Origin of the sequence: Mycobacterium timonense (assembly GCF_025821985.1) — a bacterium.
Classification (GTDB): domain Bacteria; phylum Actinomycetota; class Actinomycetes; order Mycobacteriales; family Mycobacteriaceae; genus Mycobacterium; species Mycobacterium avium.
The window spans coordinates 1-26,750 of record NZ_JACKSY010000062.1 but is presented as its reverse complement, the minus strand read 5'-3'; the positions used below and the strand labels follow the sequence as shown (position 1 = coordinate 26,750).

24 protein-coding genes and 2 pseudogenes are annotated in these 26,750 nt (G+C 68.1%); 22 read left to right on the top strand and 4 right to left on the bottom strand.

Going from position 1 to position 26,750, the window contains the following annotated elements:
* The 4 genes from H7I87_RS15420 to fadD1 are packed head-to-tail and all read left to right on the top strand — an operon-like array spanning nt 1 to nt 3,780.
* Nucleotides 1–402, top strand: coding sequence for a Zn-ribbon domain-containing OB-fold protein (locus tag H7I87_RS15420; RefSeq protein WP_003876412.1), 402 nt, complete (start codon nt 1–3; stop codon nt 400–402).
* A complete protein-coding gene (locus H7I87_RS15415) occupies nt 399–572 on the top strand; it encodes a hypothetical protein (RefSeq protein WP_009977132.1) in 174 nt (57 codons plus the stop codon). Before H7I87_RS15420 ends, H7I87_RS15415 begins: the two co-directional genes overlap by 4 nt.
* Nucleotides 569–2,164, top strand: coding sequence for a flavin-containing monooxygenase (locus H7I87_RS15410; RefSeq protein ID WP_009977129.1), 1,596 nt, complete (start codon nt 569–571; stop codon nt 2,162–2,164). Before H7I87_RS15415 ends, H7I87_RS15410 begins: the two co-directional genes overlap by 4 nt.
* Nucleotides 2,161–3,780: a fatty-acid--CoA ligase FadD1 gene (gene fadD1 / locus H7I87_RS15405; RefSeq protein ID WP_009977128.1), complete on the top strand. Its 1,620-nt coding sequence runs from the start codon at nt 2,161–2,163 to the stop codon at nt 3,778–3,780. Before H7I87_RS15410 ends, fadD1 begins: the two co-directional genes overlap by 4 nt.
* A gap of 2 nt (nt 3,781–3,782) precedes the next feature.
* Here fadD1 and H7I87_RS15400 read toward each other — a convergent pair.
* A pseudogene (locus H7I87_RS15400) lies at nt 3,783–5,220 on the bottom strand (HNH endonuclease signature motif containing protein).
* Nucleotides 5,221–5,421: 201 nt separating this feature from the next.
* Between H7I87_RS15400 and H7I87_RS15395 the strand changes: the two are divergent.
* The 7 genes from H7I87_RS15395 (at nt 5,422) to H7I87_RS15365 (ending at nt 12,498) form a co-directional block, all read left to right on the top strand.
* Nucleotides 5,422–6,699 (top strand): molybdopterin-dependent oxidoreductase, encoded by a 1,278-nt coding sequence (locus H7I87_RS15395; RefSeq protein ID WP_023861730.1) that lies wholly within the window; start codon nt 5,422–5,424, stop codon nt 6,697–6,699.
* Nucleotides 6,692–7,210, top strand: coding sequence for a hypothetical protein (locus H7I87_RS15390; RefSeq protein WP_023861729.1), 519 nt, complete (start codon nt 6,692–6,694; stop codon nt 7,208–7,210). Before H7I87_RS15395 ends, H7I87_RS15390 begins: the two co-directional genes overlap by 8 nt.
* Nucleotides 7,211–7,276: 66 nt before the next feature.
* On the top strand, nt 7,277–8,902 hold the full coding sequence (locus tag H7I87_RS15385; RefSeq protein ID WP_023861728.1) for a class I adenylate-forming enzyme family protein: 1,626 nt from the start codon (nt 7,277–7,279) through the stop codon (nt 8,900–8,902).
* Nucleotides 8,889–9,662 (top strand): class II aldolase/adducin family protein, encoded by a 774-nt coding sequence (locus H7I87_RS15380; RefSeq protein WP_031348008.1) that lies wholly within the window; start codon nt 8,889–8,891, stop codon nt 9,660–9,662. The genes H7I87_RS15385 and H7I87_RS15380 overlap by 14 nt, the downstream gene beginning before the upstream one ends.
* Before the next feature lie 130 nt (nt 9,663–9,792).
* On the top strand, nt 9,793–11,061 hold the full coding sequence (locus tag H7I87_RS15375) for an amidohydrolase family protein (RefSeq protein WP_023861726.1): 1,269 nt from the start codon (nt 9,793–9,795) through the stop codon (nt 11,059–11,061).
* 91 nt (nt 11,062–11,152) lie between these two features.
* The gene (locus H7I87_RS15370) at nt 11,153–11,680 is read left to right on the top strand and encodes a GbsR/MarR family transcriptional regulator (RefSeq protein ID WP_023861725.1); all 528 of its coding nucleotides are present in this window, start codon (nt 11,153–11,155) and stop codon (nt 11,678–11,680) included.
* The gene (locus tag H7I87_RS15365; protein ID WP_023861724.1) at nt 11,677–12,498 is read left to right on the top strand and encodes a class I SAM-dependent methyltransferase; all 822 of its coding nucleotides are present in this window, start codon (nt 11,677–11,679) and stop codon (nt 12,496–12,498) included. The genes H7I87_RS15370 and H7I87_RS15365 overlap by 4 nt, the downstream gene beginning before the upstream one ends.
* 4 nt (nt 12,499–12,502) lie before the next feature.
* Here H7I87_RS15365 and H7I87_RS15360 read toward each other — a convergent pair whose 3' ends face one another.
* Nucleotides 12,503–13,522 carry an NAD(P)H-dependent flavin oxidoreductase gene (locus H7I87_RS15360; protein ID WP_023861723.1) on the bottom strand — a complete coding sequence of 340 codons (1,020 nt, stop codon included), beginning with the start codon at nt 13,520–13,522 and terminating at the stop codon, nt 12,503–12,505.
* A 106-nt stretch (nt 13,523–13,628) separates the two neighbouring features.
* On the opposite strand from H7I87_RS15360, the gene H7I87_RS15355 reads away from it, so the two are divergent.
* Nucleotides 13,629–15,230 (top strand): arylsulfatase, encoded by a 1,602-nt coding sequence (locus tag H7I87_RS15355; protein ID WP_023861722.1) that lies wholly within the window; start codon nt 13,629–13,631, stop codon nt 15,228–15,230.
* Nucleotides 15,231–15,250: 20 nt separating this feature from the next.
* Here H7I87_RS15355 and H7I87_RS15350 read toward each other — a convergent pair whose 3' ends face one another.
* Nucleotides 15,251–15,916: a class I SAM-dependent methyltransferase gene (locus tag H7I87_RS15350; RefSeq protein WP_023861721.1), complete on the bottom strand. Its 666-nt coding sequence runs from the start codon at nt 15,914–15,916 to the stop codon at nt 15,251–15,253.
* Nucleotides 15,917–16,058: 142 nt separating this feature from the next.
* Here H7I87_RS15350 and H7I87_RS15345 point away from each other — a divergent pair, with 142 nt between their 5' ends.
* A complete protein-coding gene (locus tag H7I87_RS15345) occupies nt 16,059–17,060 on the top strand; it encodes a Gfo/Idh/MocA family protein (protein WP_031345053.1) in 1,002 nt (333 codons plus the stop codon).
* Nucleotides 17,061–17,094: 34 nt separating this feature from the next.
* On the opposite strand, the gene H7I87_RS15340 is transcribed toward H7I87_RS15345, so the two are convergent.
* Entirely contained in the window at nt 17,095–17,703 is a 609-nt protein-coding gene (locus tag H7I87_RS15340) for a SecDF P1 head subdomain-containing protein (protein ID WP_023861719.1), read from the bottom strand.
* A 133-nt stretch (nt 17,704–17,836) separates the two neighbouring features.
* On the opposite strand from H7I87_RS15340, the gene H7I87_RS15335 reads away from it, so the two are divergent.
* The 9 genes and pseudogenes from H7I87_RS15335 to H7I87_RS15295 form a co-directional block, all read left to right on the top strand.
* The gene (locus H7I87_RS15335) at nt 17,837–18,511 is read left to right on the top strand and encodes a TetR/AcrR family transcriptional regulator (protein ID WP_023861718.1); all 675 of its coding nucleotides are present in this window, start codon (nt 17,837–17,839) and stop codon (nt 18,509–18,511) included.
* A 223-nt stretch (nt 18,512–18,734) separates the two neighbouring features.
* Entirely contained in the window at nt 18,735–19,937 is a 1,203-nt protein-coding gene (locus H7I87_RS15330; RefSeq protein ID WP_023861717.1) for a cytochrome P450, read from the top strand.
* Entirely contained in the window at nt 19,937–20,773 is an 837-nt protein-coding gene (locus H7I87_RS15325) for a mycofactocin-coupled SDR family oxidoreductase (RefSeq protein ID WP_020425430.1), read from the top strand. Before H7I87_RS15330 ends, H7I87_RS15325 begins: the two co-directional genes overlap by 1 nt.
* Before the next feature lie 36 nt (nt 20,774–20,809).
* Nucleotides 20,810–21,778, top strand: coding sequence for an enoyl-CoA hydratase/isomerase family protein (locus tag H7I87_RS15320; RefSeq protein ID WP_003876433.1), 969 nt, complete (start codon nt 20,810–20,812; stop codon nt 21,776–21,778).
* 19 nt (nt 21,779–21,797) lie between these two features.
* The gene (locus H7I87_RS15315; RefSeq protein WP_033726988.1) at nt 21,798–24,170 is read left to right on the top strand and encodes a CaiB/BaiF CoA transferase family protein; all 2,373 of its coding nucleotides are present in this window, start codon (nt 21,798–21,800) and stop codon (nt 24,168–24,170) included.
* Nucleotides 24,167–24,928 (top strand): SDR family NAD(P)-dependent oxidoreductase, encoded by a 762-nt coding sequence (locus H7I87_RS15310; RefSeq protein WP_011725177.1) that lies wholly within the window; start codon nt 24,167–24,169, stop codon nt 24,926–24,928. The genes H7I87_RS15315 and H7I87_RS15310 overlap by 4 nt, the downstream gene beginning before the upstream one ends.
* A 19-nt stretch (nt 24,929–24,947) precedes the next feature.
* Nucleotides 24,948–25,772: pseudogene (locus tag H7I87_RS15305) on the top strand (hypothetical protein); the annotation flags it as partial.
* A 67-nt stretch (nt 25,773–25,839) separates the two neighbouring features.
* Nucleotides 25,840–26,139 carry a transposase gene (locus H7I87_RS15300; protein WP_033726987.1) on the top strand — a complete coding sequence of 100 codons (300 nt, stop codon included), beginning with the start codon at nt 25,840–25,842 and terminating at the stop codon, nt 26,137–26,139.
* An 11-nt stretch (nt 26,140–26,150) separates the two neighbouring features.
* A partial coding sequence (locus H7I87_RS15295; RefSeq protein WP_264002756.1) for an IS3 family transposase occupies nt 26,151–26,750 on the top strand: 600 nt, incomplete at its 3' end.

Sequence of the window (26,750 nt, the reverse complement as noted above, 5' to 3'; positions counted from 1 at the left end):
ATGACACCGCGCCCGATTCCCGAGCCCACCCCCGTCTCGCGGCCGTTCTGGGACGGCCTGGCGCAGCATCGGATCCTGGTGCAGTACTCGCCGTCGCTGCGGCGCTACGTGTTCTATCCGCGCACCCTGTCACCGGGAACGCTGGCCGACGACCTGGAATGGCGGGAAATCGACGGCGCCGCAACGCTGTACACGTTCACCGTCGCACGCCGGCCCACCGGCCCGCCGTGGGCCGACGCGGTGCCGCAGCTGCCCGCGGTGGTGCACTGGGATGCCGGGCCGAAGTTCAGCACCGAGCTGGTCGACGTCGACCCCGGCGACATCAGGATCGGGATGCGGGTCAGCCCGGTGTTCTACGATCTGCAGGACGGGATCACGCTGTTGAAGTACCGGCCCGCATGAGCGCGACGATGCGGTCGGAGGTGCACATGGACGACCCGCTGGACGGCATGGTGCGGGCCATGCCGGAGCAGCTGAACGCCGGATTCCTGCGCGTCCGCATCTACTGCCCGCGCGGCGCCCCGGCCGGCGACGGGTTGTTGCATCCGGCGCACGGAGAGGCCCCGGCATGACCGACGTCAGCGATGTCCTCGTCATCGGCGCCGGATTCGGCGGGCTCTACGCCGTGCACCGTGCCGCCTCATCCGGCCTGTCGGTGACCGCGCTCGAGGCGGCCCCGGACGTCGGCGGCACCTGGTACTGGAACCGCTACCCGGGTGCGCGTTGCGACGTCGAAAGTGTGGACTACTCCTATTCTTTCGACGAAGAGCTGCAGCGCAGCTGGCAGTGGACCGAACGCTTCGCCGCACAGCCGGAGATCCTCGCCTATCTGCGGCACGTCGCCGACCGCTTCGACCTGCGCCGCCACTATCGCTTCGGTGCGGACGTCGTCGACGCCGCGTTCGAACACGGCCGCTGGCGCGTCGGCACCAGCAACGGGCAGACCTTTGCCGCACGGTTCCTGATCTGCGCCACCGGCTGCCTGTCGGCGGTCAACCGGCCCGATATCCCTGGGGCGCAGGACTTCTCGGGCGAGGTGTACTTCACCGCCGCCTGGCCGCGCGAGGATCCCGACCTGCGCGGCAAGCGGGTCGGCCTGATCGGCACCGGATCGTCGGGAATCCAGGCGACCCCCATCATCGCCGCGCAAGCCGAAAGCCTGGTCGTCTTTCAGCGATCCGCGAACTACACCATTCCCATGCCCAACCGGCCGTTTTCGGCCGAGGAACAGCAACGGATTCAAGAGCAGTATCCCGAGCGCCGCCGCCGCTCCGCCTACGCAACGTCGGGCACCCCGCACGGCACGTACCACAAGAACGCCGTCGACACCGACCCGGCCGAACGGGCCGAAGCGCTGTGGAAGCGGTGGCGCGAGGGTGGCGTGCTGTTCGCGAAGACGTTCCCCGACCAAACCAGCGATCCGGCCGCCAACGACATCGCCAGGACGTTCGCTGAGGAGCGGATCCGGGAAATCGTCACCGATCCCGACGTCGCGGCGGACCTCATTCCAGTGGATCACCCGATCGGCACCAAACGGATCTGCACCGACGACGGCTACTACGCCACCTTCAACCGCGACAATGTGCGGCTGGTGAACCTGCGCCGCGAGCCCATCGAAGCAATCACCGCAGACGGAATACGAACCAGCACAACGACATATCCCTGCGATGTGCTGATCTTCGCGACCGGCTTCGACGCGCTGACCGGAGCGTTGACCCGCATCAACCCCACGGGGCCCCGCGGCGACCGACTGCGCGACATCTGGGCCGACGGGCCACTGACCTTTCTCGGCATGATGGTGCCGGGCCTGCCGAACCTGTTCAGCATCAGCGGGCCCGGCAGCCCCTCGGTGCTGGCCAACATGGTGCTGCATGCCGAAGTCCAAGTCGACTGGGTCATCGATTTGCTGTGTGCGGCGCGCCGACTGGGGGTGACCGAGGTCGAGCCGCGGCGGGACGCGGCCGTGGCGTGGACCCGGCACGTGGCCGAGGTGGCCGAGCGGACGCTGTTCCCCAAGGCGGCCTCGTCGTGGTACCTGGGCGCCAACATCGAAGGCAAGAAACGAGTGTTCATGCCCTACATCGGAGGGTTCGGCACGTATCGGCGGCACTGCGAGCAGGTGGCCGACCGCGGCTATGCCGGGCTGGTGCTGACGACACGATGATTGAGACGGTCCAGCAGCTGTTGCGGCAGCGCCGACACGACGACACCCCGGCGGTCGCATACGGAGACAAGACCTGGACGTGGCGCGAGCACCTGGCCGAGGCCGAGGCCGAGGCGTCGGCGCTGATCGCCCGCGCCGACCCCGCCCGCCCGCTGCATGTCGGTGCGGCGCTGGGCAATTCACCGGCGATGCTGCGCGCCATGGCCGCCGCGGGGCTCGGCGGTTACGTCCTGTGCGGGCTGAACACCACCCGCCGGGGATCAGCGCTGCTCTCCGACATCCACCGCTCCGACTGCCAGATCCTCCTTGTCGACGACGAGCACCTGCCGTTGCTGGACGGGTTGGACTTCAACGGAATTCAGGTTCTCGAGGTCGGGTCGCCGGCCTATGCCGATGCGGTCGCCGCGGCGCCGCCGCTGATTCCGCACCGCGAGGTGACGGCGGCCGACCCGTTCATGATGATCTTCACCTCCGGCACCAGCGGCAATCCCAAGGCGGTGCGGTTCGCGCATGGGATGGCGATCATGTGCGGCGCCAGCCTCATCTTTCAATACGACGTCACCGCGGACGACGTCTGCTATCTGGCGATGCCGCTGTTTCATTCCAACGGCGTCGCCGCCGGGTGGGCCGTCGCGGTCGGCAGCGGCGCGTTGATGGTTCCCGCCAAGTTCTCGCCGTCGCGGTTCCTCGACGACGTGCGCCGCTACCGGGTGACCTATCTGAACTATGTCGGCAAGCCGCTGGCGCTGATCCTGTCCACTCCCGAGCGACCCGACGACGCCGACAACACGCTGCGGGTGGCCTTCGGCAACGAGGCGACCGATCGCGACATCGCTGAATTCGCACGGCGTTTCGGATGCCGGGTGGTGGACAGCTTCGGCTCCAGCGAGTTCGCGGTGATCGTGGTGCGCGAAGACGGCACCCCGCCCGGCTCCATCGGCAGGCCGTATCCCGGGGTCAGCATCTACAACCCGACCACCCTGAAGGAATGCGCCGTCGCGCAGTTCGATGAGCACGGCGCGCTGACCAACTTCGAGGAGGCGGTCGGCGAGCTGGTCAACACCCAGGGCGCCGGCCCGTTCGTCGGCTACTACAACGATCCGGAGGCGACGGCCGAGCGGATGCGGCACGGCATGTACTGGTCGGGCGATCTGGCCTACCGCGACGCCGACGGGTGGATCTATCTGGCCGGCCGGACCGCGGATTGGATGCGGGTGGACGGGGAGAACCTGGCGGCCGCGCCGATCGAACGGATCCTGGCGCGGTTGCCCGACATCAGCCAGGTCGCCGTCTACGCGGTCCCCGACGAGCGGGTCGGTGACCAGGTGATGGCCGCGCTGGTGCTGCGCGCCGGGGCGCAGCTGAGCCCGGAAGAATTCGGGCGATTCCTTGCGTCGCAGCCCGACTTGTCACCCAAGGCGTGGCCGCGCTACGTGCGCATCAACGACCGGCTGCCCACCACCGCCACCAACAAGATCCTCAAGCGGGCACTGATCTCCGCGGGCGTCACCGCGCACGACGGCGTGTTGTGGTCGCGTGCGCCGCGGGGCACCCGGTACGCCGTGGCGGGTGAAAATGCCGACGGCCCTGCAGCTTCCGTGATCGCCCGGCAGTGACGCTACGCCGCCTCGTCGTCATCGCCGTCGTCGTCTTCACCCCCGTTCTCCCCGCGTAGGAGTTTTTCGGGGTGGTGGAAGGTGTTGGTGCGGGGTTGGTTTCGGTCTAGGTGGGGTGGTGGGAGCCATTGGGTTTCGCCTTTGGCGTTTTTGTGGGTGGTCCAGGCGCCGGGTTGCAGCAGGCGGTGGTGGGGTCCGCAGGCGAAGGTCAGGTCGTTGATGTCGGTGGTGTGGCAGGTGGCGTAGTCGGTGCAGTGGTGCACTTCGGCGTAGTAGCCGGGGACGGTGCAGCCGGGGGCGGTGCAGCCGCGGTCTTTGGCGTATAACACGATGCGCTGTGCGGGGGAGGCCAGGCGTTTGGTGTGATACAGGGCCAGGGCTTTGCCGTGGTCGAAGATGGCCAGGTTGGCGTATAACACGATGCGCTGTGCGGGGGAGGCCAGGCGTTTGGTGTGATACAGGGCCAGGGCTTTGCCGTGGTCGAAGATGGCCAGGTAGTGGTGGGCGTGCCGGGATAGCCGGATCACATCGCTCATGGGTAGCAGGGTGCCCCCGCCGGTGAGGCCTTTGCCGGCGGCGGTTTCGAGGTCGGCCAGGGTGGTGGTGACGATGATGGAGGCCGGGAGGCCGTTGTGTTGGCCGAGGTTTCCTGAGGCCAGCAGGGCGCGCAGCCCGGCCAGCAGCCCATCGTGGTTGCGCTGGGCCGCCGAGCGGGCATCACCGTCGATGGCCTGCTCGGTGGGACTGCCCTCCACGCACGGGTTTTCATCGAGTGGGTTGCACATGCCGGGGGCGGCGAGTTTGGCCAGCACGGCTTCGAGGGTGGCGCGCAGTTCGGGGGTCAGCCAGCCGCGGAGTTCGGACATGCCGTCGGCGTGTTGGTTGCCCAGGGTGAGGCTGCGGCGGCGGGCGCGGTCTTCGTCGCGGTAGAGGCCGTCGGGGTTGAGGCAATCGGCCAGCGTGCCGGCCAGTGCCGCGAGGTGTTCGGGCCGATACCGGGTGCCCTGGTTGGCGAGGTCGGTTTCGGCGCGCTCCCGGGTTGCCTGGTCGATCCAGCCGGGCAACTGGTGGCAGAACTTACGGATCACCGCCACCTGCTCGGGACCCAACAACCCGGCCCGTTGCGCGGCCGCGGTGGCCGCCAGTGCCGGGGCGATCGGCTCGCCGGTCAACCCGACGCGCGCGGCTGATCAGCGTCGCCTCGGCGATCGCATGCGAAAGCCGGCCACCCAACTCCGCCGGGCTGGCGTCGCGGGCCAGCGCGTTGATCAGCGGATGCTCGACCGCCGGCAGCCGCCGGCGCACCGTCTCGCAGCGCTGCAACAACGATAGACACTCGCGGGGCGTCAACGCGTCAAAACTCAACTCGCCCAGGCGGTCGACCGCAGCATCCAGCGCATCGAAGACCTTGACGATCTCTTCACGGCTGCTGCAACCCATGCCTCGAAGTGTATGAAGGGGCACCGACAAGAATCGCCGCCATGTGACCACAGAAACCAAAGTGACACAAGGGATTTAGGCGGGCGGCCTGAGGGTGCCGGGGGTGGTGGGACGCATCCGCCCGCGCCACCGAATCTGAACCATCAACGCCGCTGCGTCGTGAAAGATCATCAGGATGAAGCCCAGCCACACAGGAACCCGATGAAGCCGACACGGACAACCGGGCGCAGCTTCCCCGGGCGGCTGTGGCGCAGCCCGCTGCGCGGGCCCTGGTTGACGTCGGTGTTCGGTTCGATCCTGCTGGCGACCCTGCCCGTCGTCATCGTCACGGGACTGCTGTCCTACATCGCCTACGGGCCGCGGTTCGGCCAGGCCATCCCTTCCGAGGTCGGGTGGCTGAGGCTGCCGGTCTTCGACTGGCCCACCGACCCGCCGTGGCTGTACCGGGCAACCCAGGGACTGCATGTCGGGCTGGGACTGGTGCTGATCCCGGTGGTGCTCGCCAAGCTGTGGTCGGTCATTCCCAGACTCTTTGCATGGCCGCCGGCACGCTCGATTGCCCAACTGCTGGAACGTGTTTCGGCGCTGATGCTGGTCGGGGGCATCCTGTTCGAGATGGTCACCGGCGTGCTGAACATCCAGTACGACTACATCTTCGGCTTCAGTTTCTACACCGCACACTATTTCGGCGCCTGGGTGTTCGCCATCGGATTCCTCATGCACGTGACGATCAAGGGCCGGCGGATGTGGGCCGGGCTGCGCTCGATGTCGATGCGGGCGGTCCTGCGCACCCCAGCTGCCGACACCCAGCCGGAGCCCTGGCGGCCGGGCGGGCTCGCCGCGGCCGAGCCGGGCCCCGCCACGATGAGCCGGCGCGGCGCGCTGGCGCTGGTGGGCGGCGGTGCACTGTTTCTTGCGCTGATCACCGCCGGCCAGACCCTCGGCGGCCGCACCCGACCGGCCGCCCTGTTGCTGCCGCACGGGCGCGGCCGCGGGTCGGGAGCCAACGACTTCGACGTCAACCGCACAGCGGCCGCCGCCGGCATCGCCGCCGCGGACATCGGCGCGCGCTGGCGCCTCACCCTCGGCGGTGGAGCGCGACCGGTGGTCCTGGACCGTGCCTCGCTGCTGGCGATGCCGCAGCACACCGCGGTATTGCCGATCGCCTGCGTGGAGGGCTGGTCGACCACTCAGGCGTGGACCGGCGTGCGACTGGCGGATCTGGCCCGTCTCGCCGGTGTTCCCGCACCGCGATCGGCGCGGGTGTCCTCCGTGGAACGGGCCGGCGCCTTCAACGCCGCGACGTTGCACGGCAGCCAGGTGCTGCACCCGGACGCGCTGCTGGCGCTGCGGGTCAACGGCGCCGAGCTGTCCGTGGACCACGGCTTTCCCGCACGCATCGTCGTGCCCGCGCTGCCCGGCGTGCACAACACCAAATGGGTTGCCGCCATTGACTTTCGGGCCGGCGGCGATGCGTAGCGCATTCATCCGGTGCTACGGTTCGCACCCGATCCACCTGCTGACGATGATCTGCGGGTTCGCGCTGCTGGGCTATGTGGTGGCCGTCATGAAACCGGACGCGCTGTACAACCCCCGGTCGTGGTGGCAGTCGATCATCGTGTGGTTCGCCGCGGCCGTCGTCGGGCACGATCTGCTGTTGTTTCCCGTCTACGCCGGCCTGGACCGGCTGTTGCGGAACCGAGCCCGGCGACCGCAGCTGCCCGGTGTGCCAGTGCTCAATTACCTTCGGGTGCCCGCGCTGGGCGCCGGCCTGACGCTGCTGGTGTTCCTTCCCGGCATCATCGGCCAGGGCGCCGGAACCTACCGGGCCGCGACCGGCCAGACACAGGACCCGTTCCTGGGGCGGTGGCTGCTGCTGACCGCGGCGATGTTCGCGCTCAGCGCCGGCAGCTACGCCGTGCGCCTGGCACTCGTGAGCCGGCGAGCGCGTCGGCGAGCGCGGCGGGGCCGAGCCGGGTCGCCCGCATGACGCGCACGTCAGGCACGCGGCACCCGCCGCGCCGAATCCCTGACACGGTTTTCCTATCATTTGGTGATGAGTGCCGGTGGGCTGCACACCGAGTCCTCGCCGGCCTTCTCCGACGAGGACGTCGCCCGGTTCCGCGCGGCGGGCTGGTGGTGCGATTCCACACTGTCGGACGCGGTGCGCCGCAACGCCCAACGCACACCCGAGCGTCCGGCCTACATCGACCACGGCGGGCGGACCTTCACCTGGCATGAATTCGACCGCGCTGCAAGCAATCTAGCCGAGACGCTTGCCGTACTCGGCGTCGGCCCGGGCGATCGAGTCGCGGTGTGGCACGGCGACTGCGCGGCCATCCACGTGCTGTTCGTGGCCATCGAACGGCGCGGGGCGGTGGTCGTGGGTATCGGCGCGCGCGCCGGCGCCCGCGAGGCCGGCGCGATACTGCGCAACGCGCAGCCGAAAATCCTGCTCAGCGATCAACCGCGCAGCAAGCCCGCCGCGGAGGTGGCCGGCGAACTGCGCATCCCCGCACTGGTATTGACCCAGCCACTCGACACCGAACCCAGGGCGTCGGACCGCGACTGTCAACTGGGCCCGGACGACGTTTTCCTCATCAACTCCACGTCCGGGACCACCGGGCTGCCCAAATGCGTCGTGCACACCCAAAACCGTTGGTACTACTTCCACCAGAAGGCCGTCGCGAACGGGATGCTGACGCTCGACGACGTCTTCCTGCCCGTCATACCCACCCCATTCGGCTTCGGGATCTGGACCAGCCACACCACGCCGATCCACCTGGGCGCCACCGCCGTCATCCTGGACCGGTTCACTGCCGCGGCCACCTGCGAGGCGATAGCGCGGCACGGGGTCACCGTACTATGTTGTGTCAGTACACAATTGACCATGCTGATGGCGGACCCGGCCAGCCGCCGTCACGACCTGAGTTCGCTGCGAATCGTCTACACCGGCGGCGAAGCCCTGCCGTACCGGCCCGCGGCCGAATTCGAGGAACTCACCGGCGCTACCATCCTGCAGTTCTACGGCTCCAACGAGACCGGGATGCTCAGCGCCACCACCGTGCACGACCCACGAGACCGGCGGCTCGGCACCGCGGGCCGCGTCGTCCCCGAAATGGCGGTCCGGTTGTTCGACGGGGACACCGACGTCACGGCGACCGGGCGCGGCCAGCCCGCGTGCCGGGGCCCGGCGACCAGCCTGGGCTATCTCGGCGGCACCGACCACGACAAGCTGTTCACCCGCGACGGCTGGATGCGCATGGGCGACATCTGCGAGATCGACGCCGAGGGGTATCTGCGGGTCACCGGGCGGACCTCCGATTTCATCCTGCGCGGGGGCAAGAACATCAGCGCAAGCCAGGTCGAAGACGCGGCCATGACACATCCCGCCATCGCCGTCGCGGCCGCCGTCGCCATGCCCGATCCGGTGTTCGGCGAAAAGGTCTGCCTCTACGCCGAACTCGCCGGGCCCGCCACGGACCCCGCCACTGACCCCGCCACCCTGGACCTCGCCGACCTCACCGAACACCTGCTGGCACAGGGGTTTTCCAAGGAACTGCTGCCCGAGCGGCTGGTCGTCGTCGACGAGCTGCCACGGTCATCCGGCGGAAAGGTAGCCAAAGGCCGACTTCGCGAGGATATTAGAGCCAGGATGGAGGCTGGTGATGAACGCTCCTGATGCGCGGCGTGGCGGGTTGGAAGTCTGGGCGCCGTCGGTGGTTCCGCCCGTCGGCATCGAACTTTCCGACGAGCAGGCACTTGCCGTCGCGTTCCGTCACCTGGCCGGCATCGGTTTCGCCGAGAACATGGCCGGACACATCACCTGGCAGCGCGACGGCCGGACCGACATGTTCGTCAACCCGTGGGGGCTGTGGTGGCAGGAGATCACCGCGTCCGACATCTGCGTGGTGGACGGCGACGCGCGCGTGGTCCGCGGCCGTTGGGACGTCACCCCGGCCATCCACATCCACACCGAGCTGCACCGGGTGCGCGACGACGCCCGCGTCGTCATCCACAACCACCCGTACTACGTCTGTGTTCTCGCCGCGCTGGGCACGCTGCCCGAGCTGGTGCACCAAACCGGCTCCCTGTTCCTCGACGACCTGTGCCTGGTCGACACCTACGACGGCGAAATCGACACCCCGGCCCGGGCCGCCGACCTCGCCGCCCGCATCGGCGGCGCGAACCTGACCATTCTGGCCAACCACGGCGTCATCGCCACGGGTCGCAACCTGCCCGAGGCGGTCTACCGCGCCGCCTCGATCGAACGAGTGTGCAAACTGGCCTACGACGTCATGCTGACCGGCAGGGAACCGGTGAGCATGAACTGGTCGGACATGGCCGGCATGCAGCGTTCGCTGATCGAACGGGCCGCCGACGTGTATTGGGCGGGGGCGGCGCGGATGACCATCAAGGCCGATCCCGACGTGCTCCGGTGAACGGCATCGCCGAGTGTGTGCTCACGGCGGCGACACGCCGACACGCGTCGCCGCCACCGCACATTGAAAGCCGTCAGTTCACACTCAACGACCCACATTCAACACTGCTGCGGTGCAAGGGGATCAGGGCATGAAATCCATCGATGAGCTGGCCACCGACCTGAACTTCACCACCGCGAAAACCGGCGCCCAGCGCACGGTCACCCTGTTGCCCGATCCGCCCCGCGCCCCGCGCCGCTACACGCTGATCTCGGTCGACGACCACATCGTCGAACCCCCGGACACCTTCGCCGGGCGGGTGCCCCGCAAGTTCGCCGACCGGGCGCCGTGCGTCGTGGACACCGACACCGGGGGACAGACCTGGGTGTACGACGGCCGGCAACTGCCCAATGTCGGGTTCAACGCGGTGGTCGGGCGGCCGGTGGCCGAGTACGGCTTCGAGCCGGTACGATTCGACGAAATGCGCAGGGGCGCTTGGGATATCCATGAACGCGTCAAAGACATGGACCTCAACGGCGTCTACGCCTCGCTCAACTTCCCGTCGTTCCTGCCGGGATTCGCCGGCCAGCGGCTGCAGCAGCTGACGGACGATCGTGACCTCGCTCTGGCCTGTGTACGGGCCTGGAACGACTGGCATTTCGAGGTCTGGGCGGGCTCGTACCCCGACCGCATCATTCCTTGCCAACTGCCCTGGCTGCTGGACCCCGAACTCGGCGCGAAGATGATTTATGAGAACGCCGAACGAGGCTTTCACGCCGTGACCTTCAGCGAGAACCCTGCGATGCTCGGCCTGCCCAGCATCCACACCGGCCACTGGGACCCGATGATGGCCGCCTGCGCCGAGACCGGCACCGTCGTCAACCTGCACATCGGATCGTCGGGATCCTCGCCGTCGACGACCGCAGATGCGCCGCCGGACGTGCAGGGCGTGCTGTTCTTCGCCTACGCGATCTCCGCGGCGGTGGACTGGCTCTACTCCGGGCTGCCCAGCAGGTTCCCCGACCTCAAGATCTGCTTGTCCGAAGGCGGAATCGGTTGGGTCGCAGGTCTTCTGGATCGCCTCGACCACATGCTCAGCTACCACGCCATGTACGGCACCTGGCAGGCGCTCGGCGAGCGGCTGACTCCGGCCGAGGTGCTGGTGCGCAACTTCTGGTTCTGCGCGGTCGAAGACAAGTCGTCGTTCGTGCAGCACGACCGGATCGGCGTCGACAACATCATGCTGGAAGCCGACTACCCGCACTGCGATTCGACGTGGCCGCACACCCAGCAGACCGTTCACGAACAAATCGGTGATCTGCCTGCCGATGTCATCCGTAAGTTCACCTGGCAGAACGCCTCTCGTTTGTACCAGCATCCGGTGCCGATCCAGGTGCAGCAAAACCCCGACGCGTTCTGATCTGACCCCGTGACCGGGGTTCCGTGACAAAGCCCGCTTGCATGTTGTACGTTAAGTATGTACTTAACGATGCAACCCAACGTGGAGGCCCATGTCCCCGGACGAGGCCGAGTTCGTCGACCGCCTCGGGCTGTTCTTCGAGTTGCTCGGCGCCACCCGCACGATGGGCCGGGTCTACGGCTGGCTGCTGATCTGCGAACCGCCGCAGCAGTCGCTGACCCAGCTGGCCGACGCGTTGTCGGTGAGCAAGGCCTCGATCAGTACGGTCGCCCGGCAACTGCTGGACGGCGGCATGGTGGAGCGGTTGCCCAGCCCCAACCGTCAACACCTTTACCGGGTCACCCCGGGCGGATTCACCAGTGTGCTGGAAACCCAGCTGTCGCTGATGCGGCTGGGCATCGAGCCCGCCGAGTTCGCGCTGTCGGTGCTGGGTGACGACCGCGCCGAGCAACGCCGGCGGGTCGAGGACTTCCGCGACTTCTGCGAGTTCTGCACCCGGGACTACCGCGATCAGCTGATGCGGATGTGGACCGAATACCGCTCGGCCAAGACGGCCGGTCCGACCAAGGCCGCCAAGAAGGCCGGTTCGACCAAGTCGGCCAGGAGGAGGCAATCGTGACGGCCACGGAGAAGGTCGACTTCAGTTCGGTCGCCTGGGGATCGGTGGAATGGACCAACCTCGTCACGCTGTACCTGCGAGCCTGCGAAAGCCGTTCGCGGCAGCCGATTCTGGGGGACACGGCGGCCACCGAGGCGGTGGACCGGATCCGGTACGACTTCAAGAGAATCCATCGCATGTCGTTGCCGGCGTCGAATCAGTACCTCGTCGCGCTGCGCGCCGTGCAGTTCGACGACTGGTGCGCCGAGTTTTTGGCCCGCCATCCCGACGCCGTCGTGCTGCACCTGGGCTGCGGCCTGGACGGCCGGGCCTTCCGGGTGTCAGTGCCGCCGTCGGTTTCCTGGTTCGACGTCGACCAGCCCAGCGTCATCGGGCTGCGCCGCCGGCTCTACGACGACACCGAGAACTATCGCATGATCGGCTCGTCGGTGACCGAGCTGCAATGGCTGGACGAGGTTCCGGCCGGACGTCCCACCCTGATGGTGGCCGAGGGGCTGCTGATGTACCTGCGCGAGGACGAGGTCCGGCTGCTGCTGCAGCGCCTGATCGACCGATTCCCCGGCGGCGAAATGCATTTCGACACGCTCTCGGCGCTGGCCCCGCTGCTCTCCAAGGTCTTCACCCGCGGAATCATCACCTGGGGCATCCGCGACGCGCGCCGGATCGCCGACTGGAATCCCCGGCTGCGCTTCCTCGAGCAGTCGCCCGCCCTGGCCGGCTACCAGCGGATCCCGTCGGCCGTCGTGCGGTCGATCTACCGGCTGACGTGGCTGACCGGCGGGCGCGGCTACGACGTGTTGAACCGCTTCGAATACTGAGCTGTCACAGGGCGGATGTCAGCCGGCGCAGAATATCGGCGGCCGGCTCGGCGGTCACATGACGGTATCCGGTGCCCGCCCACAGGTGCACGTACTCCGGCCTCGCCGCCGCCGCGGCGGCCTTACGCAGCGGGCTGGTGAGGTGGTGGATGGCGGGGTAGCCCAGGGGAGCCTCGGCCTCGTGCGCGTCGATGAACGCGTTCCGCAGGCCGCGCGCCGGGCGGCCGGTGAAGGCTCGCGTCAGCACCGTCTCGGTGTACGCCGGATCGGCCAGTGCCGCTTGATGAGTGGCCGAGGCGCCGCTTTCGGTGGCCCGCAACAGCACGGTGCCGACCGCGGCGGCGTGCGCGCCCGCCCGGATCACCTCGGCCACCGCGGCCGGGGTGGCCAGCCCGCCGGTGGCGATCACCGGCAGCGGCACCCGGGCGGTGACCTGCCGGACCAGATCGGCGATCGGGACGGACGGCACCGGCCGCTGCGGCGACAGGGTGGCCGAATGCCCGCCGGCGGCCGTCGCCTGCACCACGAGCATGTCCACCCCGGCATCGTGCGCCTGCGCCGCCTCGTCGGCCGTGGTAACGGTCTGGGCCACAACGGTTTCCGCGCGCCGCAGCGCGGCAATCACCTCGCGCGGCGGGATGCCGAAGGTGAACGACACCAACGGCACCGGATCGTCGAGCAGCAGCGCGATCTTCTGGTCGAAGGCGTCGTCATCCTCGACGGGTTGGGGCGGCAGCGTCAGGCCGAACTGGTCGGCTTCCCGCTGGATGATGCCGTGGTAATCCCGGTAGCGTTGCGGGTCGACCGGGACCGGGTTGGGCGCGAACAGGTTGACCCCGAATGGGATCGACTCGGCGCGAACGGCTTTGATCTCCGCCTCGATGCCCTGCACCGTTTTGTATCCGGCGGCGAGAATGCCCAGCGCGCCCGCCCGGGCGGCCGCCGACACCATCGCCGGGGTGGTCGGTCCGCCCGACATCGGGGCGGCGACCAGGGGTATGGACATCCCGAACTGCGCCAACATCTGCCTGCCTTTCGCCGTTCCCGCGCGCGTGCGCTCACGCGCCTGCCCCGACCCTAGCGAGCCGCGGCATTCCGCCCTGGCGGCGGACCTGGCAGGATGCTTGACCGTGAAGCGCCCCAACTTCCTGGTGATCGTTGCAGACGACCTCGGCTTCTCCGACCTCGGCGCATTCGGCGGGGAGATCGAGACGCCCAACCTCGACCGCCTGGCCTACGCCGGGATCCGGCTCACCGATTTCCATTCGGCGCCGGCCTGCTCGCCGACCCGGGCGATGCTGTTGACCGGGACCGACCACCACATCGCCGGCATCGGCACCATGCTCGAGGTCGCGGCCCCGCAATTCCACGGCGCACCCGGCTACGAGGGCTACCTGAACGACCGGGTGGTCGCGTTGCCCGAACTGCTGCGCGACGCCGGCTACCTGACCCTGATGTCGGGCAAATGGCACCTGGGCGCCACCATCGAGACGTCGCCGTGGGCGCGCGGCTTCGAGCGCTCGTTCGCCCTGCTGCCGGCCGGCGCCAGCCACTACGGCGGCTCGGGGGCACGCGGGTTTTCGCCGGTGCCAACGCTTTACACCGAAGACGATCGGTTCGTCAGCGTCGGCGACGACTTCTACTCGTCGGACTCCTACACCGACACGCTGTTGCGGTATCTGGACGAACGCGCCCCCGACGACGACCGCCCGTTCTTCGCCTATCTGCCGTTTCAAGCGCCGCACTGGCCGCTGCAGGCGCCCGACGAGTCGATCGCGAAATACCGGGGGCGCTACGACGAGGGGCCGGACGTGCTGCGGGCCGAACGGCTGGCCGCACTCAAGCGGCTGGGGCTGTGCCCACCCGACGTCACCCCGCACCCGGTGGTCGCCGACGGCGCGCCGGAGTGGGCCGACATGACCGACGAGGAGCGGGCCCGCTCGGCCCGCACCATGGAGGTCTACGCCGGGATGGTCGACCGAATGGACTACAACGTCGGGCGGGTGATCGACTACCTGAGCCGTTCCGGCGAACTCGACAACACCGTCGTCATCTTCCTGTCCGACAACGGCGCCGAGGGCGCCATCGTCGAGGCGATGCCGCTGCGCGGCCCGCAGATCGCCGCGCAGATCGAAAAGCATTGCGACAACAGCCTGGACAACCTCGGCCGGCCCACCTCGTTCATCTGGTACGGCCCGCGCTGGGCGCAGGCGGCCACCGCGCCGTCGCGGCTGCACAAGGCGTTCACCACCCAGGGCGGCATCCGGGTTACCGGCTTCATCACCTGGCCCGGCTTCGCCCGGCAGGGCCAGATCGGCACCGCGTTCAGCACCGTCATGGACATCGCGCCGACGCTGCTGGAACTGGCCGGGACCAGCCATCCGGGCACCGCCTACCGGGGCCGCGAGGTGGCGCCCATGCGCGGCCGCTCATTGGTCGGGTATCTGTCCGGCGCCGCGGACACCGTTCACGACGCCGACACCGGAACCGGATGGGAGCTGTTCGGCCGCCGCGCCATCCGTCAGGGCAACTGGAAGGCGCTGCATCTGCCGGCCCCCTACGGTCCGGGCAGCTGGCAGCTGTACGACCTGGCGTCCGACCCCGGCGAGGTCGACGATCTAGCCGCCGCGAGGCCGGACAAGCTGGCCGAGCTGCTGGCCCTGTGGGACCGCTACGTCGAAGAGACCGGCGTGATCCTCGACCCCGTCTCGGTGTTCGACGCCGAGCTCTGACTCCGGGCGCGGCTGCTCGGCTACGCGCTGGGGCGGACAGCCTCAAACAGCTCGACCGAACCACTGTGCCGTGCGTCCACGATCTCGAGTCCTGCCTCCCCGAACCAGCGCGATACGTCACCGGCACCGGGCGTGTTCCCGAAAAAACCCGCCGCCTGCAACGCCGTGACAAAGCGATCCTGGCGCCAGCCGCGACCACGTACACATGTTGTGCCGCGAAGGATCCCACCAGGCTTGAGCACCCGGGCAAGCTCGAAAACCGCCGCTCGGGGGTCCGGCAGGCAATGCAGCCCGTTGAAAGTCAACGCCAGGTCAAAGGTGTTCTCCGGGAACGGCAAACACGTGATATCGGCCTCGGTGAACTCCATCAGGTCGGCCACGCCGAACCGAGTGGCCCGACTGCGTGCCCGTCTCAGCATGTCCGAGGAAATGTCAGCGGCCACATAACGGCAATCCTGCCCGGCGCGCAATCCGCGAAAGGCGAACCCTCCGCCGCATGGGATGTCCAGCACATAGGCGCCCGGGGGAGCTGCACCGACACGCCGAACCTCGGCGAGCAGGTCGCGCAACGCCAACCCCCACAATGCTTTTGCGCCCACCGCAGCGACGCGATCGTGCATTGCGGCGGTGTCATACAACGCCGACGCCAGCCGAGCGGCACGCCAGTGGTCGGTTACCTGCCCCATCCGCCGACTCTAACCGCAGCTGGCTACCATGCGCGTATGGCACGGCGAGTGCAGATGACAGTCGACTTGGTCCCAGTTCACTTGGGTAAGACCGATACCGTGGCGGCGCCGCCGTTCGCCCACCGAGGGCCGGGTGAGCGCAATGGCTGAAGTGCATGCGCCCAAGCTGCGGATAGGCATATTGGGTGCTGCCCGCATCGCGCCGCTGGCGCTGATCAAACCGGCCGCCGAGAATCCCGATGCCGTGGTGGCCGCAGTCGCGGCCCGGGACGCATCCCGCGCCCGCGCCTTCGCGACCCGCCACGGCATCGCCACCGTGCACGACCATTACGAGGCGCTGATCGCCGACCCCGACATCGACGCGATCTACAACCCGCTGCCGAACGGCTTGCACGGCCGCTGGACCAGGGCGGCGCTGGCCGCCGGCAAACACGTGCTGTGCGAGAAGCCGTTCACAGCCAATGCGGCCGAGGCGCGCGAGATCGCGGACCTGGCGGAGCATTCGGACCGCGTCGTGATGGAGGCCTTCCACTATCGCTACCACCCGCTGACCCTGCGCGCCGAGGAGATCATCGCCTCCGGCGAGCTGGGCACGCTGCAGCACGTGGAGGCCGCGCTGTGCTTCCCGCTGCCGAAGTTCTCCGACATCCGCTACGACTACGCCCTTGCCGGCGGGGCCACCATGGACGCCGGCTGCTACGCCGTGCACATGGCCCGCACCTTCGGCGGTCGTTCCCCGGAAGTTGTTTCCGCACAAGCGAAATTGCGTGGCCCGAAAGTCGACCGAGCCATGACGGCCGAGCTGCGGTTCCCGGCCGGCCACACGGGCCGGGTGCGTTGCTCGATGTGGTCGACACGGTTGCTGCAGATCAGCGCCCGGGTGGTCGGCGAGCACGGGGAGCTGCGCATCGTGAATCCGGTGCTGCCGCAGGCCTTCCACCGGCTGACGGTCCGCTCACGCGACGGCAGGCGGACGGAACGGTTCGAGCGCCGGGCCTCCTATGCCTATCAGTTGGATGCCTTCGCCGCGGCGGTGCTGCGCGGCGAGCCGGTCAAGACCAGCGCGCGCGACGCGGTCGACAACATGACCGTCATCGATGCGATTTACCGCGCCGCGGGCCTGCCGCTGCGCTACCCGACCTGAAATCGGTTGGCCGCGAAACGGATACGCGCCGAGATCAGCCGGGGCGCCCGACCAGTTGAGCCAACTGCGCGGCGCCCTGGGCGGTTTGGGTGGTCAGCGCGATCCGCCCGGAGGTCACCTGCTCTTCGATGATCGGCGCTTCCACCACCAGGTTGTCCCGGATGAAGGCGATGTGGTCCTTGGGATGCTCGCCGGTGAATGCCGCCCATGCCGACGCCGACGCAGGATCGAGTACCAACGTCACTTCGTAGTAGTCGGCGGTCAGCGACTTCGGCGGGTCGACGTTGATCAGCCCGAGCTGCATGGCCTCCGGGCCCAGTGTGTACACCGTGGCCCTGGCGATGTCGCAGGTGGTGAGGCCGTCGGTCGGCGGCACCGGGACGGTCGGGTCGATGGCCGGGCACTTGACGGCGGGGGTGGTCGGCTGCGACTTGGTCACCGGCCGGACCGGCAACGGCGCGATCCGCATGGTCGGTGGCGGTGCGGCCGGCGCGGTGAGGCTCGCCGTGGTGGTGGGGGTGGTCGACGAGCTCGTCGGCGCCGGCTTGTGCGGTTGCTGGCAACCCGCCAGCGCCGCCGCGCACAGCGCGACGCACGCCAGGCGGGCGACGGGAGTGCTCGCGAAGCTTCGGCGGTCATTCATCCGGACACACTGTACCCACGACAGCGCTGCTTTCCGCCCGCCGGAAAGCAGCGCACACCAGGTACGGCACGCTTTACCGGCACTACGAATATAGAGTAGGGTCGGTTTCTCGGGAAATGCATTCTCAAGAAATATGGATAAACGACGCAAGCCCAATCCCGCCGAACGCCGCCGCGATCTGTGCGATGCGGCGATTCGGTTATTGGCCGACGACGGCGCGAAAGGGCTGAGCCACCTCAAGGTCGACCGCAAGGCCGGGGTGCCGGACGGGACCACCTCGTTCTATTTCCGCACCCGGTCGGCACTGCTGCGCGCGGCGGCCGAGCGGCTGGCCGAGCTGGACCTGGCCGAGCTGCAGGAGATTGCGGACAGCTCCGGCCCCGGACCCTCGCCGTCGCGGTTGTCGCAAGTCGTCGCCCAGGCCGGCGCCGACCCGCAGCTGTACCGAACCCGGGCCCGATACGAACTGACCCTGCAGGCCACCCGCGACCCCGCGCTGGCCGCGATCCTGCAGCAGGCCACCGACGCGTTCACCAAGCTGCACCGGGAGATCCTGGTGCAACTGATGCCGCACGGCGCCCAGCTCGATCCGGCCGTCGTCGAGGACCTGAGCAACGTCACGCTGACGTTCATCAACGGCCTGCTGCAGCGACTCGTCCACGGCGACCGGATCGTCGACAGTCCCGAACAGCTGGACGGGATCCTGTCGGCGATCGCCACGGGGATTTTGAAGAGCCCGGACAAGGGGCGGCTGACGCGAACCGGTGGTCAAGCGGCGGCGCACCGCCGGGCGGCCGACTCGGAATGAAACCGGGCGGACACGGTGTTCGGATGCGCTGGCTCTTGCCAGTTCATCCGCTGTATGGTTCTCTACGAGAATAGAGTGAGCCCATGTTCATGCACCGCTTTCAACGGAACCGGCGCGCACGTGTTAGCGACGCAATTAAGCGGAGTGTAGAAAGTGCCTTCAACCGAATCCGGCGCGCCGGTGCGGGCAGGGCAGCGAGAATTGCAGCGGCAGGAGGGATTTCGTGACAGCCAGCACCGACAGTGATGTCCGATTCGATCCGTACGACGTCGGGCTGATCGCCGACCCTTATCCCATGTTCGCGCGGTTGCGCGAGGAGGCGCCGCTCTACTACAACGCCGAATACGACTTCTACGCGGTGAGCCGGTACGCCGACGTCAGCAAGGCGCTGGTGGACCACGAGACCTACAGCTCGGCGCGCGGCGCGATCCTGGAGCTGATCAAGGCCAACCTGGACATCCCGTCGGGCATGCTGATCTTCGAAGACCCGCCCATTCACGACGTGCACCGCAAGCTGCTGTCCCGGATATTCACCCCGCGCAGGATCGCCGCGCTGGAACCGATGATCCGCGACTTCTGCGCCCAATGCCTGGACCCGCTGGTGGGCACCGGCCACTTCGACTTCGTCACCGATCTGGGCGCGCAGATGCCGATGAAGGTGATCAGCATGCTGCTCGGCATTCCCGAGGACGACCAGGAATACATCCGCGACCGCGGCAATGCGCAACTGCGCACCGAGGCCGGCAAACCAATGAAGGCCGCCGAGCAGGGGCTGTCGGTGGGCGAGCAGTTCGAGGCCTACATCGACTGGCGCGCCGAGCATCCGTCCGACGACATCATGACCGAATTACTCAACGTCGAATTCGTCGACGAAACCGGCACCACCCGCCGGTTGACCCGGGAAGAAATCCTGGTGTACCTGAACGTCGTCGCCGGGGCGGGCAACGAAACGACGACACGCCTGATCGGTTGGACCGGAAAGGTTCTCGCCGAGCACCCCGATCAGCGTCGCGACCTCGTCGAGAACCCCGCGCTCATCCCGCAGGCCATCGAGGAGCTGCTGCGCTATGAGCCGCCGGCGCCGCACGTGTCCCGGTATGTCACCCGCGACGTGGTGGTGCACGACCAGACCGTGCCCGAAGGCAGCGTGATGATGATGCTCATCGGGTCGGCGTGCCGCGACGAAGCCCAATTCGGCCCGGATGCAGGAGAATTCAATATCCACCGGGCGGTCCGTCCGCACCTCACGTTCAGCATGGGCACGCATTTCTGCCTTGGATCGGCGCTGGCCCGGCTGGAAGGCCGCGTCGCACTGGAAGAGATCCTGAAGCGATTCCCCGAATGGGATGTCGACCTGAGCAGGGCCACCCTCAGCCCGACCTCCACGGTGCGGGGCTGGGAGTGTATGCCGGCGCTGGTGCCGTGATGACCGGCCGGGTAGCGGGCAAGGTGGCCTTCATCAGCGGCGCCGCCCGTGGTCAGGGCCGCAGCCACGCCGTGCGGTTGGCGCAAGAGGGCGCCGACATCATCGCCATCGACATCTGCGGGCCGATCGAGAACCTGGCGTATCCGCACTCAACACCCGAAGACCTCGCCGAAACCGCGGACCTGGTCAAGGATCTCGACCGTCGCATCGTCACCGCGCAGGTCGACGTGCGCGATTTCGAGGCGCTGAAGTCCGCGGTGGACAGCGGGGTGGAACAACTCGGCCGCCTCGACATCATCGTCGCCAACGCCGGCGTCGGCACCGACGGCAGGAAGCTGCACAAGATCCGCGACAACGTGTGGCAGGACATGATCGACATCAACCTGACCGGTGTCTGGCACACAGTCAAAGCCGGTGTCCCGCATGTCCTTTCCGGAGGTCGCGGCGGGTCAATCGTGCTCACCAGCTCGGTGGGCGGCCGCAAGGCCTACCCGAACACCGGTCACTACATCGCCGCCAAACACGGCGTCATCGGCTTGATGCGGGCCTTCGCCGTCGAACTGGGCCCGCACATGATCCGGGTCAATGCGGTGCTGCCCACCCAGGTCAGCACCACGATGGTGATGAACGACCAGACGTTTCGCCTGTTCCGGCCGGACCTGGAGAATCCCGGGCCGGACGACTTCGCCCCCATCTCGCAGATGATGCACACGCTGCCGGTGCCCTGGGTGGACGCCAGTGACATCAGCAACGCCGTTTTGTTCCTCGCCTCCGACGAATCACGTTATGTCACTGGCGTTTCGCTTCCCGTCGACGCGGGCAGCTTGCTCAAGTAGACGCGAAAACTCCGCATCAACCGAAAGAAGAGAACCATGCCCGAATACGACTACGAAGAATTGAAGAAGGAAGCCGAGCAGTACATCAAGTTCGAAAAGGACAAGAAGAACCGGATCGCCTACATCACCTTCGACCGTCCCGACGCGCAGAACTCCGCCACCCTGGGCATGCGGCAGAATTACGCCGACCTGATCCACAAGTGCAACGTGGACGACGACGTCAAGGTGGTGGTGATCCGCGGCGAGGGGGAGGACTTCGGCAGCGGCGGGGACCTGCCCGAACAGCGCGGCATGCTGGAAAACCCGGGCATGCCGCTGCTGCACGAGCTCGCGATCAACGACGACGATGTCAAGTACCCGCCCGGCGGCTCCTACCGTTACCTGTCCACCGTCACCGACTTCTACGCCAAGGCGCGCGCCGGAAACCGTCCGCTGCAAGAGCTTCGGAAGATCAGCATCATCGAGGCCAAGGGCTACTGCTACGGGTGGCATTTCTACCAGGCCGGCGACGCCGACCTGGTGATCGCCAGCGATGACGCCCTGTTCGGTCACCCGGCCTTCCGCTACGTGGGCTGGGGGCCGCGGCTGTGGTGGTGGGCCGAGACCATGGGGCTGCGCAAGTTCTCCGAAATGCTTTTCACCGGAAGGCCGTTCAGCGCCAAGGAGATGTACGACTGCGGGTTCGTCAACAGTGTGGTGCCGCGCGACAAGCTGGAGGCGGAGACCGAGAAGTACGCGCTGGCATGCTCCAAGGCGCGCCCGACAGATACGGTCGCCGTTCAGAAGACCTTTCTGGAGCTCTACAAGCAGCACAAGGGCGAGTACTTCGGCAGCCTGCTGACCGGCCTGGTGGAGGGCATGCTGCCGCTGATCGCCAACGACGCCGAAGAGGTCGACCTGACCGCGGGCACCTTCGAGAAGGGCCTCAACAACGTGGTCAAGGACAACGACCTGAACTTCCCGCCGGAGTGGCGGCTGAGCCGCTCGGGCCGCGCGAAGCCCTGAACACATTGGGAGAGCGGGCATGTCGGCGCTGACCGCGATCAGGGTCATCGAGCTGGCCGATTCCGTCGCGGGGGAGTACTGCGGAAAGCTGCTGTCCGACTTCGGCGCCGAGGTGATCAAGGTCGAGCCGCCGGAGCGCGGCAGCGCCACCCGGGCCATGGCACCCGTGCTGGCCGGCGGATGCGAGGGCAGCGTGCTGTTCGCCTACCTCAATACCAACAAGCAGTCCGTGGTTCTCGACCTCGCCTCGGCGTCCGGCACCGCGCGGCTGCACCAGCTCATCGAGACCGCCGACGCGGTGATCGGACCACCGGCCACCGATTGGGCCGCCAGACACCCGTCGGTGGTGTTCTGCACCATCACCCCGCATGGCCAGGGGGCACCTCCCGAGTTCGACAATGCCCGCAGCATCAACGTGTTTCATGCCAGTGGCTGGGGGTATCACACGCCCAGCCACGCCGATCCGGCCAAGCCGCCGCTGCAGGGCCCGGGCCGATTCCTGGCCGACTACGAGGCCGGGCTGGAGGCCGCGCTGTGCGTCGCGTCGTCGCTGTTCGGCCGTCTGCACACCGGCACCGGCGAGTGCATCGACATCTCGGCGCATGCGGTGCTGGTGTCGCGCGCCGACTGCATCCTGGGCCGGTTCATCACCGGCGAGGTGCCGGCCGACGGCACCCGTGATGACTACGACCAATCCGGGCCGGCGGCGTTCTTCGCGTGTGCGGACGGGTACGTCTACCTGTACATGACCAGCCGCGCGCACTGGCACGGGATGAAAACCCTGATGGGCCAACCGAAATGGCTGGACGAATTCGACGACGACTGGCTGGAGTTCTCCGTCACCGCCGACAAGGTCGCCACGTTCCGGCGGGGCTTCGCCGCCTGGGTGGCCGGGTTGCCCAGGGAGGAAGTTTCCGAGCGGGCCCAGCGGTTGGGCGTGCCGCTGGTGCCGGTGAACGGCGCCGCGGATCTGCACCGCTCGCCGCAGTATCGCCACCGCGGCTTCTTTCAGCGGGTCCGCCATCCCGTGTTGGGCGAAGCGGCGTACCCCACCGTGCCGTATCTGTTCAGCGCGTCCCCGGCCCGGATCTCCACTGCTGCACCCAGTCTCGGACAGCACACCCGGCCGGTGCTGGACGGCATCGCCACCGGGCGGCCCCGGCCGGCGGTCAAGGCGGCGCAGCTCAGAACGCCCAGGGATCGGCGCGGCGGACCGCTGGAAGGGGTGCGCGTCGTCGAACTCACCAAGGTCTGGGCCGGCCCGTACGCGGGGAAGCTGCTGGCGATGCTGGGCGCCGAAGTCATCAAGATCGAAACCGCCGACAGCCCCGAGGAAATGCGCGCCTACGGCGGCACCGACATCAACCATGCGCCTTACTTTTTGAGCATCAACCCCGAGATCCTCAGCGTCGACCTCGACATCAAATCGACCGAAGACATGGCCCGGCTGCGCGACCTGATCGCCCGCAGCGACATCGTCATCAACAACCTGCGCCCGGGCGCGATGGAACGCCAGGGTCTGGGCTATCACCAGCTCACGCAGATCAAACCCGACATCATCTCGGTGTCGATCAAGATGTGGGGCAATGACGGGCCGCTGGGGCATCAAACCGGTTATGCGCCATGCTTTGCCGCGCTGGCCGGGCTGGCCTCGCTGGTGGGCTACCCCGGCGGGCCGCCGCTGGGCACCAGCATGCGCTACGGGGATTCGACGGTCGGGGCCGCCGCGGCGTACGCGGCTGTGGTGGCGCTGCTGCATCGTGAACTCGGCGGCACCGGGCAGTTCGTCGACGTCTCGGCGGTGGAAACCCTCTCAGCGCTGAGCGGTGACTGCTTGCTGGAACACGCCGTGACCGGAAAGCCGCTGACGCCCAACGGCAACTACCATCACGACATGTGTCCGCACGGTTGCTACCCGTGCGCCGACGGCGCCTGGATCAGCGTGGCCGTCGCGACCGACGCGGAATGGGGCGCGTTGTGCGACGTGCTCGACGCCCCAGCCCTTTCCGGCGACGGCCGCTACGCCACGCGGGACGCGCGGCACCGGCACACCGACGCACTGGACGCCGACCTCGGTCGACTTACCCGTGGGCACGATGCCGAGCGGCTCGCGGCGCGGCTGCGCGCGGCGGGGGTGCCCGCCGCCAAGAGCGCCACGGTGCCGGACGTGATCGGCGACCAGCGGCTCTGGGATCGGGAGCTGTACCGCTTCGTCACCGATCACCGCGAGGGTCAGCGACCGATCGTCGGGCCGTCCTGGCGGATGACGCGCCGGCCGGCCCGGATCACGCGCGGGGCACCCGATCTGGGCGAGGACACCGATTACGTGCTGCGCGAAATCCTCGGCGCACCGGCGCCGGCGGCCGGATCACGGGCGACGGGCGGAACATGACGACACTGGCCCACACGGCGGCCCTGGTCACCGGTGCGAGCAGCGGCATCGGCGCGGCGACGGCCACAGCCCTGGCCGCCGAGGGCGCCGCGGTGGCGCTGCTCGCGCGACGCGCCGACCGGCTGGCGGAGCTGCAAGCCGAGATCGAATGCTCCGGTGGCACAGCCCTTGTCGTGCCCGCCGACGTCACGGACGCCGAGCGGGTGGCTGCCGCCGTGCAGCGCACCGTCGCGGAATTCGGGCGGCTGGACATCCTGGTCAACAATGCCGGCCTGATGCAGTCCGGGCCCGCCACCGAAGCGTCGCTGCGGGACTGGGACCGGATGGTGGCCGTCAACGTGCAAGGCGTGCTGTACGCGACCCGCGCGGCGCTGCCGCACCTGGTCGACGCCGCCGCCGATTCACCGCGCGGCGTCGCCGATCTGGTCACCATCAGCTCCACCGCCGGGTGGGTGGCCCGGCCGAACACCGCCGTGTACTCGTTGACCAAGTTCGGTGTGAACGCGTTCAGCGAGGGCATTCGCCAGGAGGTGCTGGGCAAGCGGGTGCGGGTCGGCGTGGTGGGGCCCGGAACGGTCGACACCGAGATCTTCGGCCATCTGTCGGAGCCGTCTCGGGAGGCTTTCGAACGCCAGACCGCGGGCATGGTGATGCTGCGCCCGCAGGATATCGCCGACGCGGTGCTGTTCATGGTGACCCGCGATCGGCGGGTGGCCGTCAACCACATGCTGGTGCGCGCCGCCGAACAGACCTGGTAGTCGCGTGACTCCGCATTGGGTGGTCGGCGATCAGTACGGCTTGCCGTTTCCGGCCGACCCCGCGACGTTGCTCAGTGACGGAGCGTCCTTTCTCACCAAGGCATTTCGTGTCGCCGGCGTGCTCGGGGAGAACAGCGTGACGGGCATCGGCGACTACCGGGAAATCGAGGCCGGCAGCACCGGGCGCAAGGCCATGCTGTCGGTCGACTACGACGAGCCCGCACCGGAGCTGCCCACTGAGTTGTTCGTCAAGTTCTCCCGCGATTTCGACGACCCGGTGCGCGACCGCGGCCGGACGCAGATGGAATCGGAGGTCCGATTCGCCGTGTTGTCACGCGCGCCGCGCTTTCCCATCGCGGTGCCTCGCCCGCAGTTCGCCGACTACCACCGCCGGACCGGCACCGGCATTCTCATCACCGAACGAATCATGTTCGGCGCCAATGGTGTCGAACGCCAGTACCACAAGTGCCTCGACTACGAGATGCCGGAGCCGCTGGAGCACTATCGGGCGTTGCTCGTCGCGCTGGCCCGGCTCGCCGGCACCCATCGTGCCGGCGGCCTGCCGGCCGCATTGACCGCGCACTTTCCGCTGGACGTGCGCGCCGCGACGGTGGGGCCGCGGGCGGCGCATCCCGGCGCGCAGCTCGGTCGGCGGGTGGCCGAACTGGTCGAGTTCATCCAGACCCACCCCGGGCTGGTGCCCGCCGGGGTCCGCTCACCCGGGTTCCTGGCGCGGCTGACCCGCGAGGCTCCCCGCTTGGCGGAGTGCGAAAGCGCGGTTGCCGGCCACCTGGCGGCCGACGCCGACTACGTGGCGCTGTGCCATTGGAACGCCAACGTCGACTGGGATTGACCCCTGATGGTGGACACCTAACTGGTGGGACTGCTGGTCCTGCGGGAAGGTTGTCTGTATGTCGGGCAAGCGTCGGAAGTACACCCCGGAGTTTCGGGAGCACGCTGCCCGCCTGGTGATTGAGACCGGTCGGCCGGTGGCGCATGTAGCGGCCGAAATCGGTGTTGGTGAACAAGTGCTGGGTCGTTGGGTGCGCCTGGCCAAGGAGACGGCCGCAGCTGGCGATACTGGCGCGGTGTTGGATACCGATGAGCGCGCAGAACTGGAGCGTTTGCGCCGGGAGAACGCCGAATTACGTTTGGATCGTGAGTTTTTGAAAAAAGCCGCGGCCTTCTTCGTCTCCGAACAACACCGGTAGAGGCATACCGGGTGATCGAGTCGGAGAAGGCCATCTACGCGGTCAAGCGGATGTGTGAGCTGCTGCAGGTGTCGCGATCGGGGTTCTACAAATGGCGCAAAGCAGCCGCGCAGGGGCCCTCGTCGGCAGCGCAGCGGCGTGCCGAGCTCGACGTCGCGGTTGCCGGGTTCCACCAAGCCTCCGACGGCGTGTACGGCGCCCCGCGGATTTTGGCCGATCTGCGTGCTGCCGGGGCGGCGGTGTCGCGAAAAACGGTGTCGGCCTCGCTGCGTCGTCAGGGTCTGGCCGGGATCTGTCCGCGCCGCTTCGCCCCAGCCACCACCATCGTCGATCTCGACGCACCTGTGCCCAAGGACCTGGTGGGGCGCCGGTTTGACACCGGCACGCTCGACCGGGTGTGGACCAGTGACATCACCTACTTGCGTACCGGTCAGGGCTGGCTGTACTTGTGCGCGGTACGGGACGGCTGTAGCCGGCGGGTGATCGGCTGGGCCATCGATGAGCACCTGCGTACTGACCTGGTTGAGTCGGCGCTGTCGATGGCAGTCGCGCTGCGTGGCGAGCTGGCCGAGCAAGTCATCTTCCATGCCGACCGTGGCTGCCAGTACACC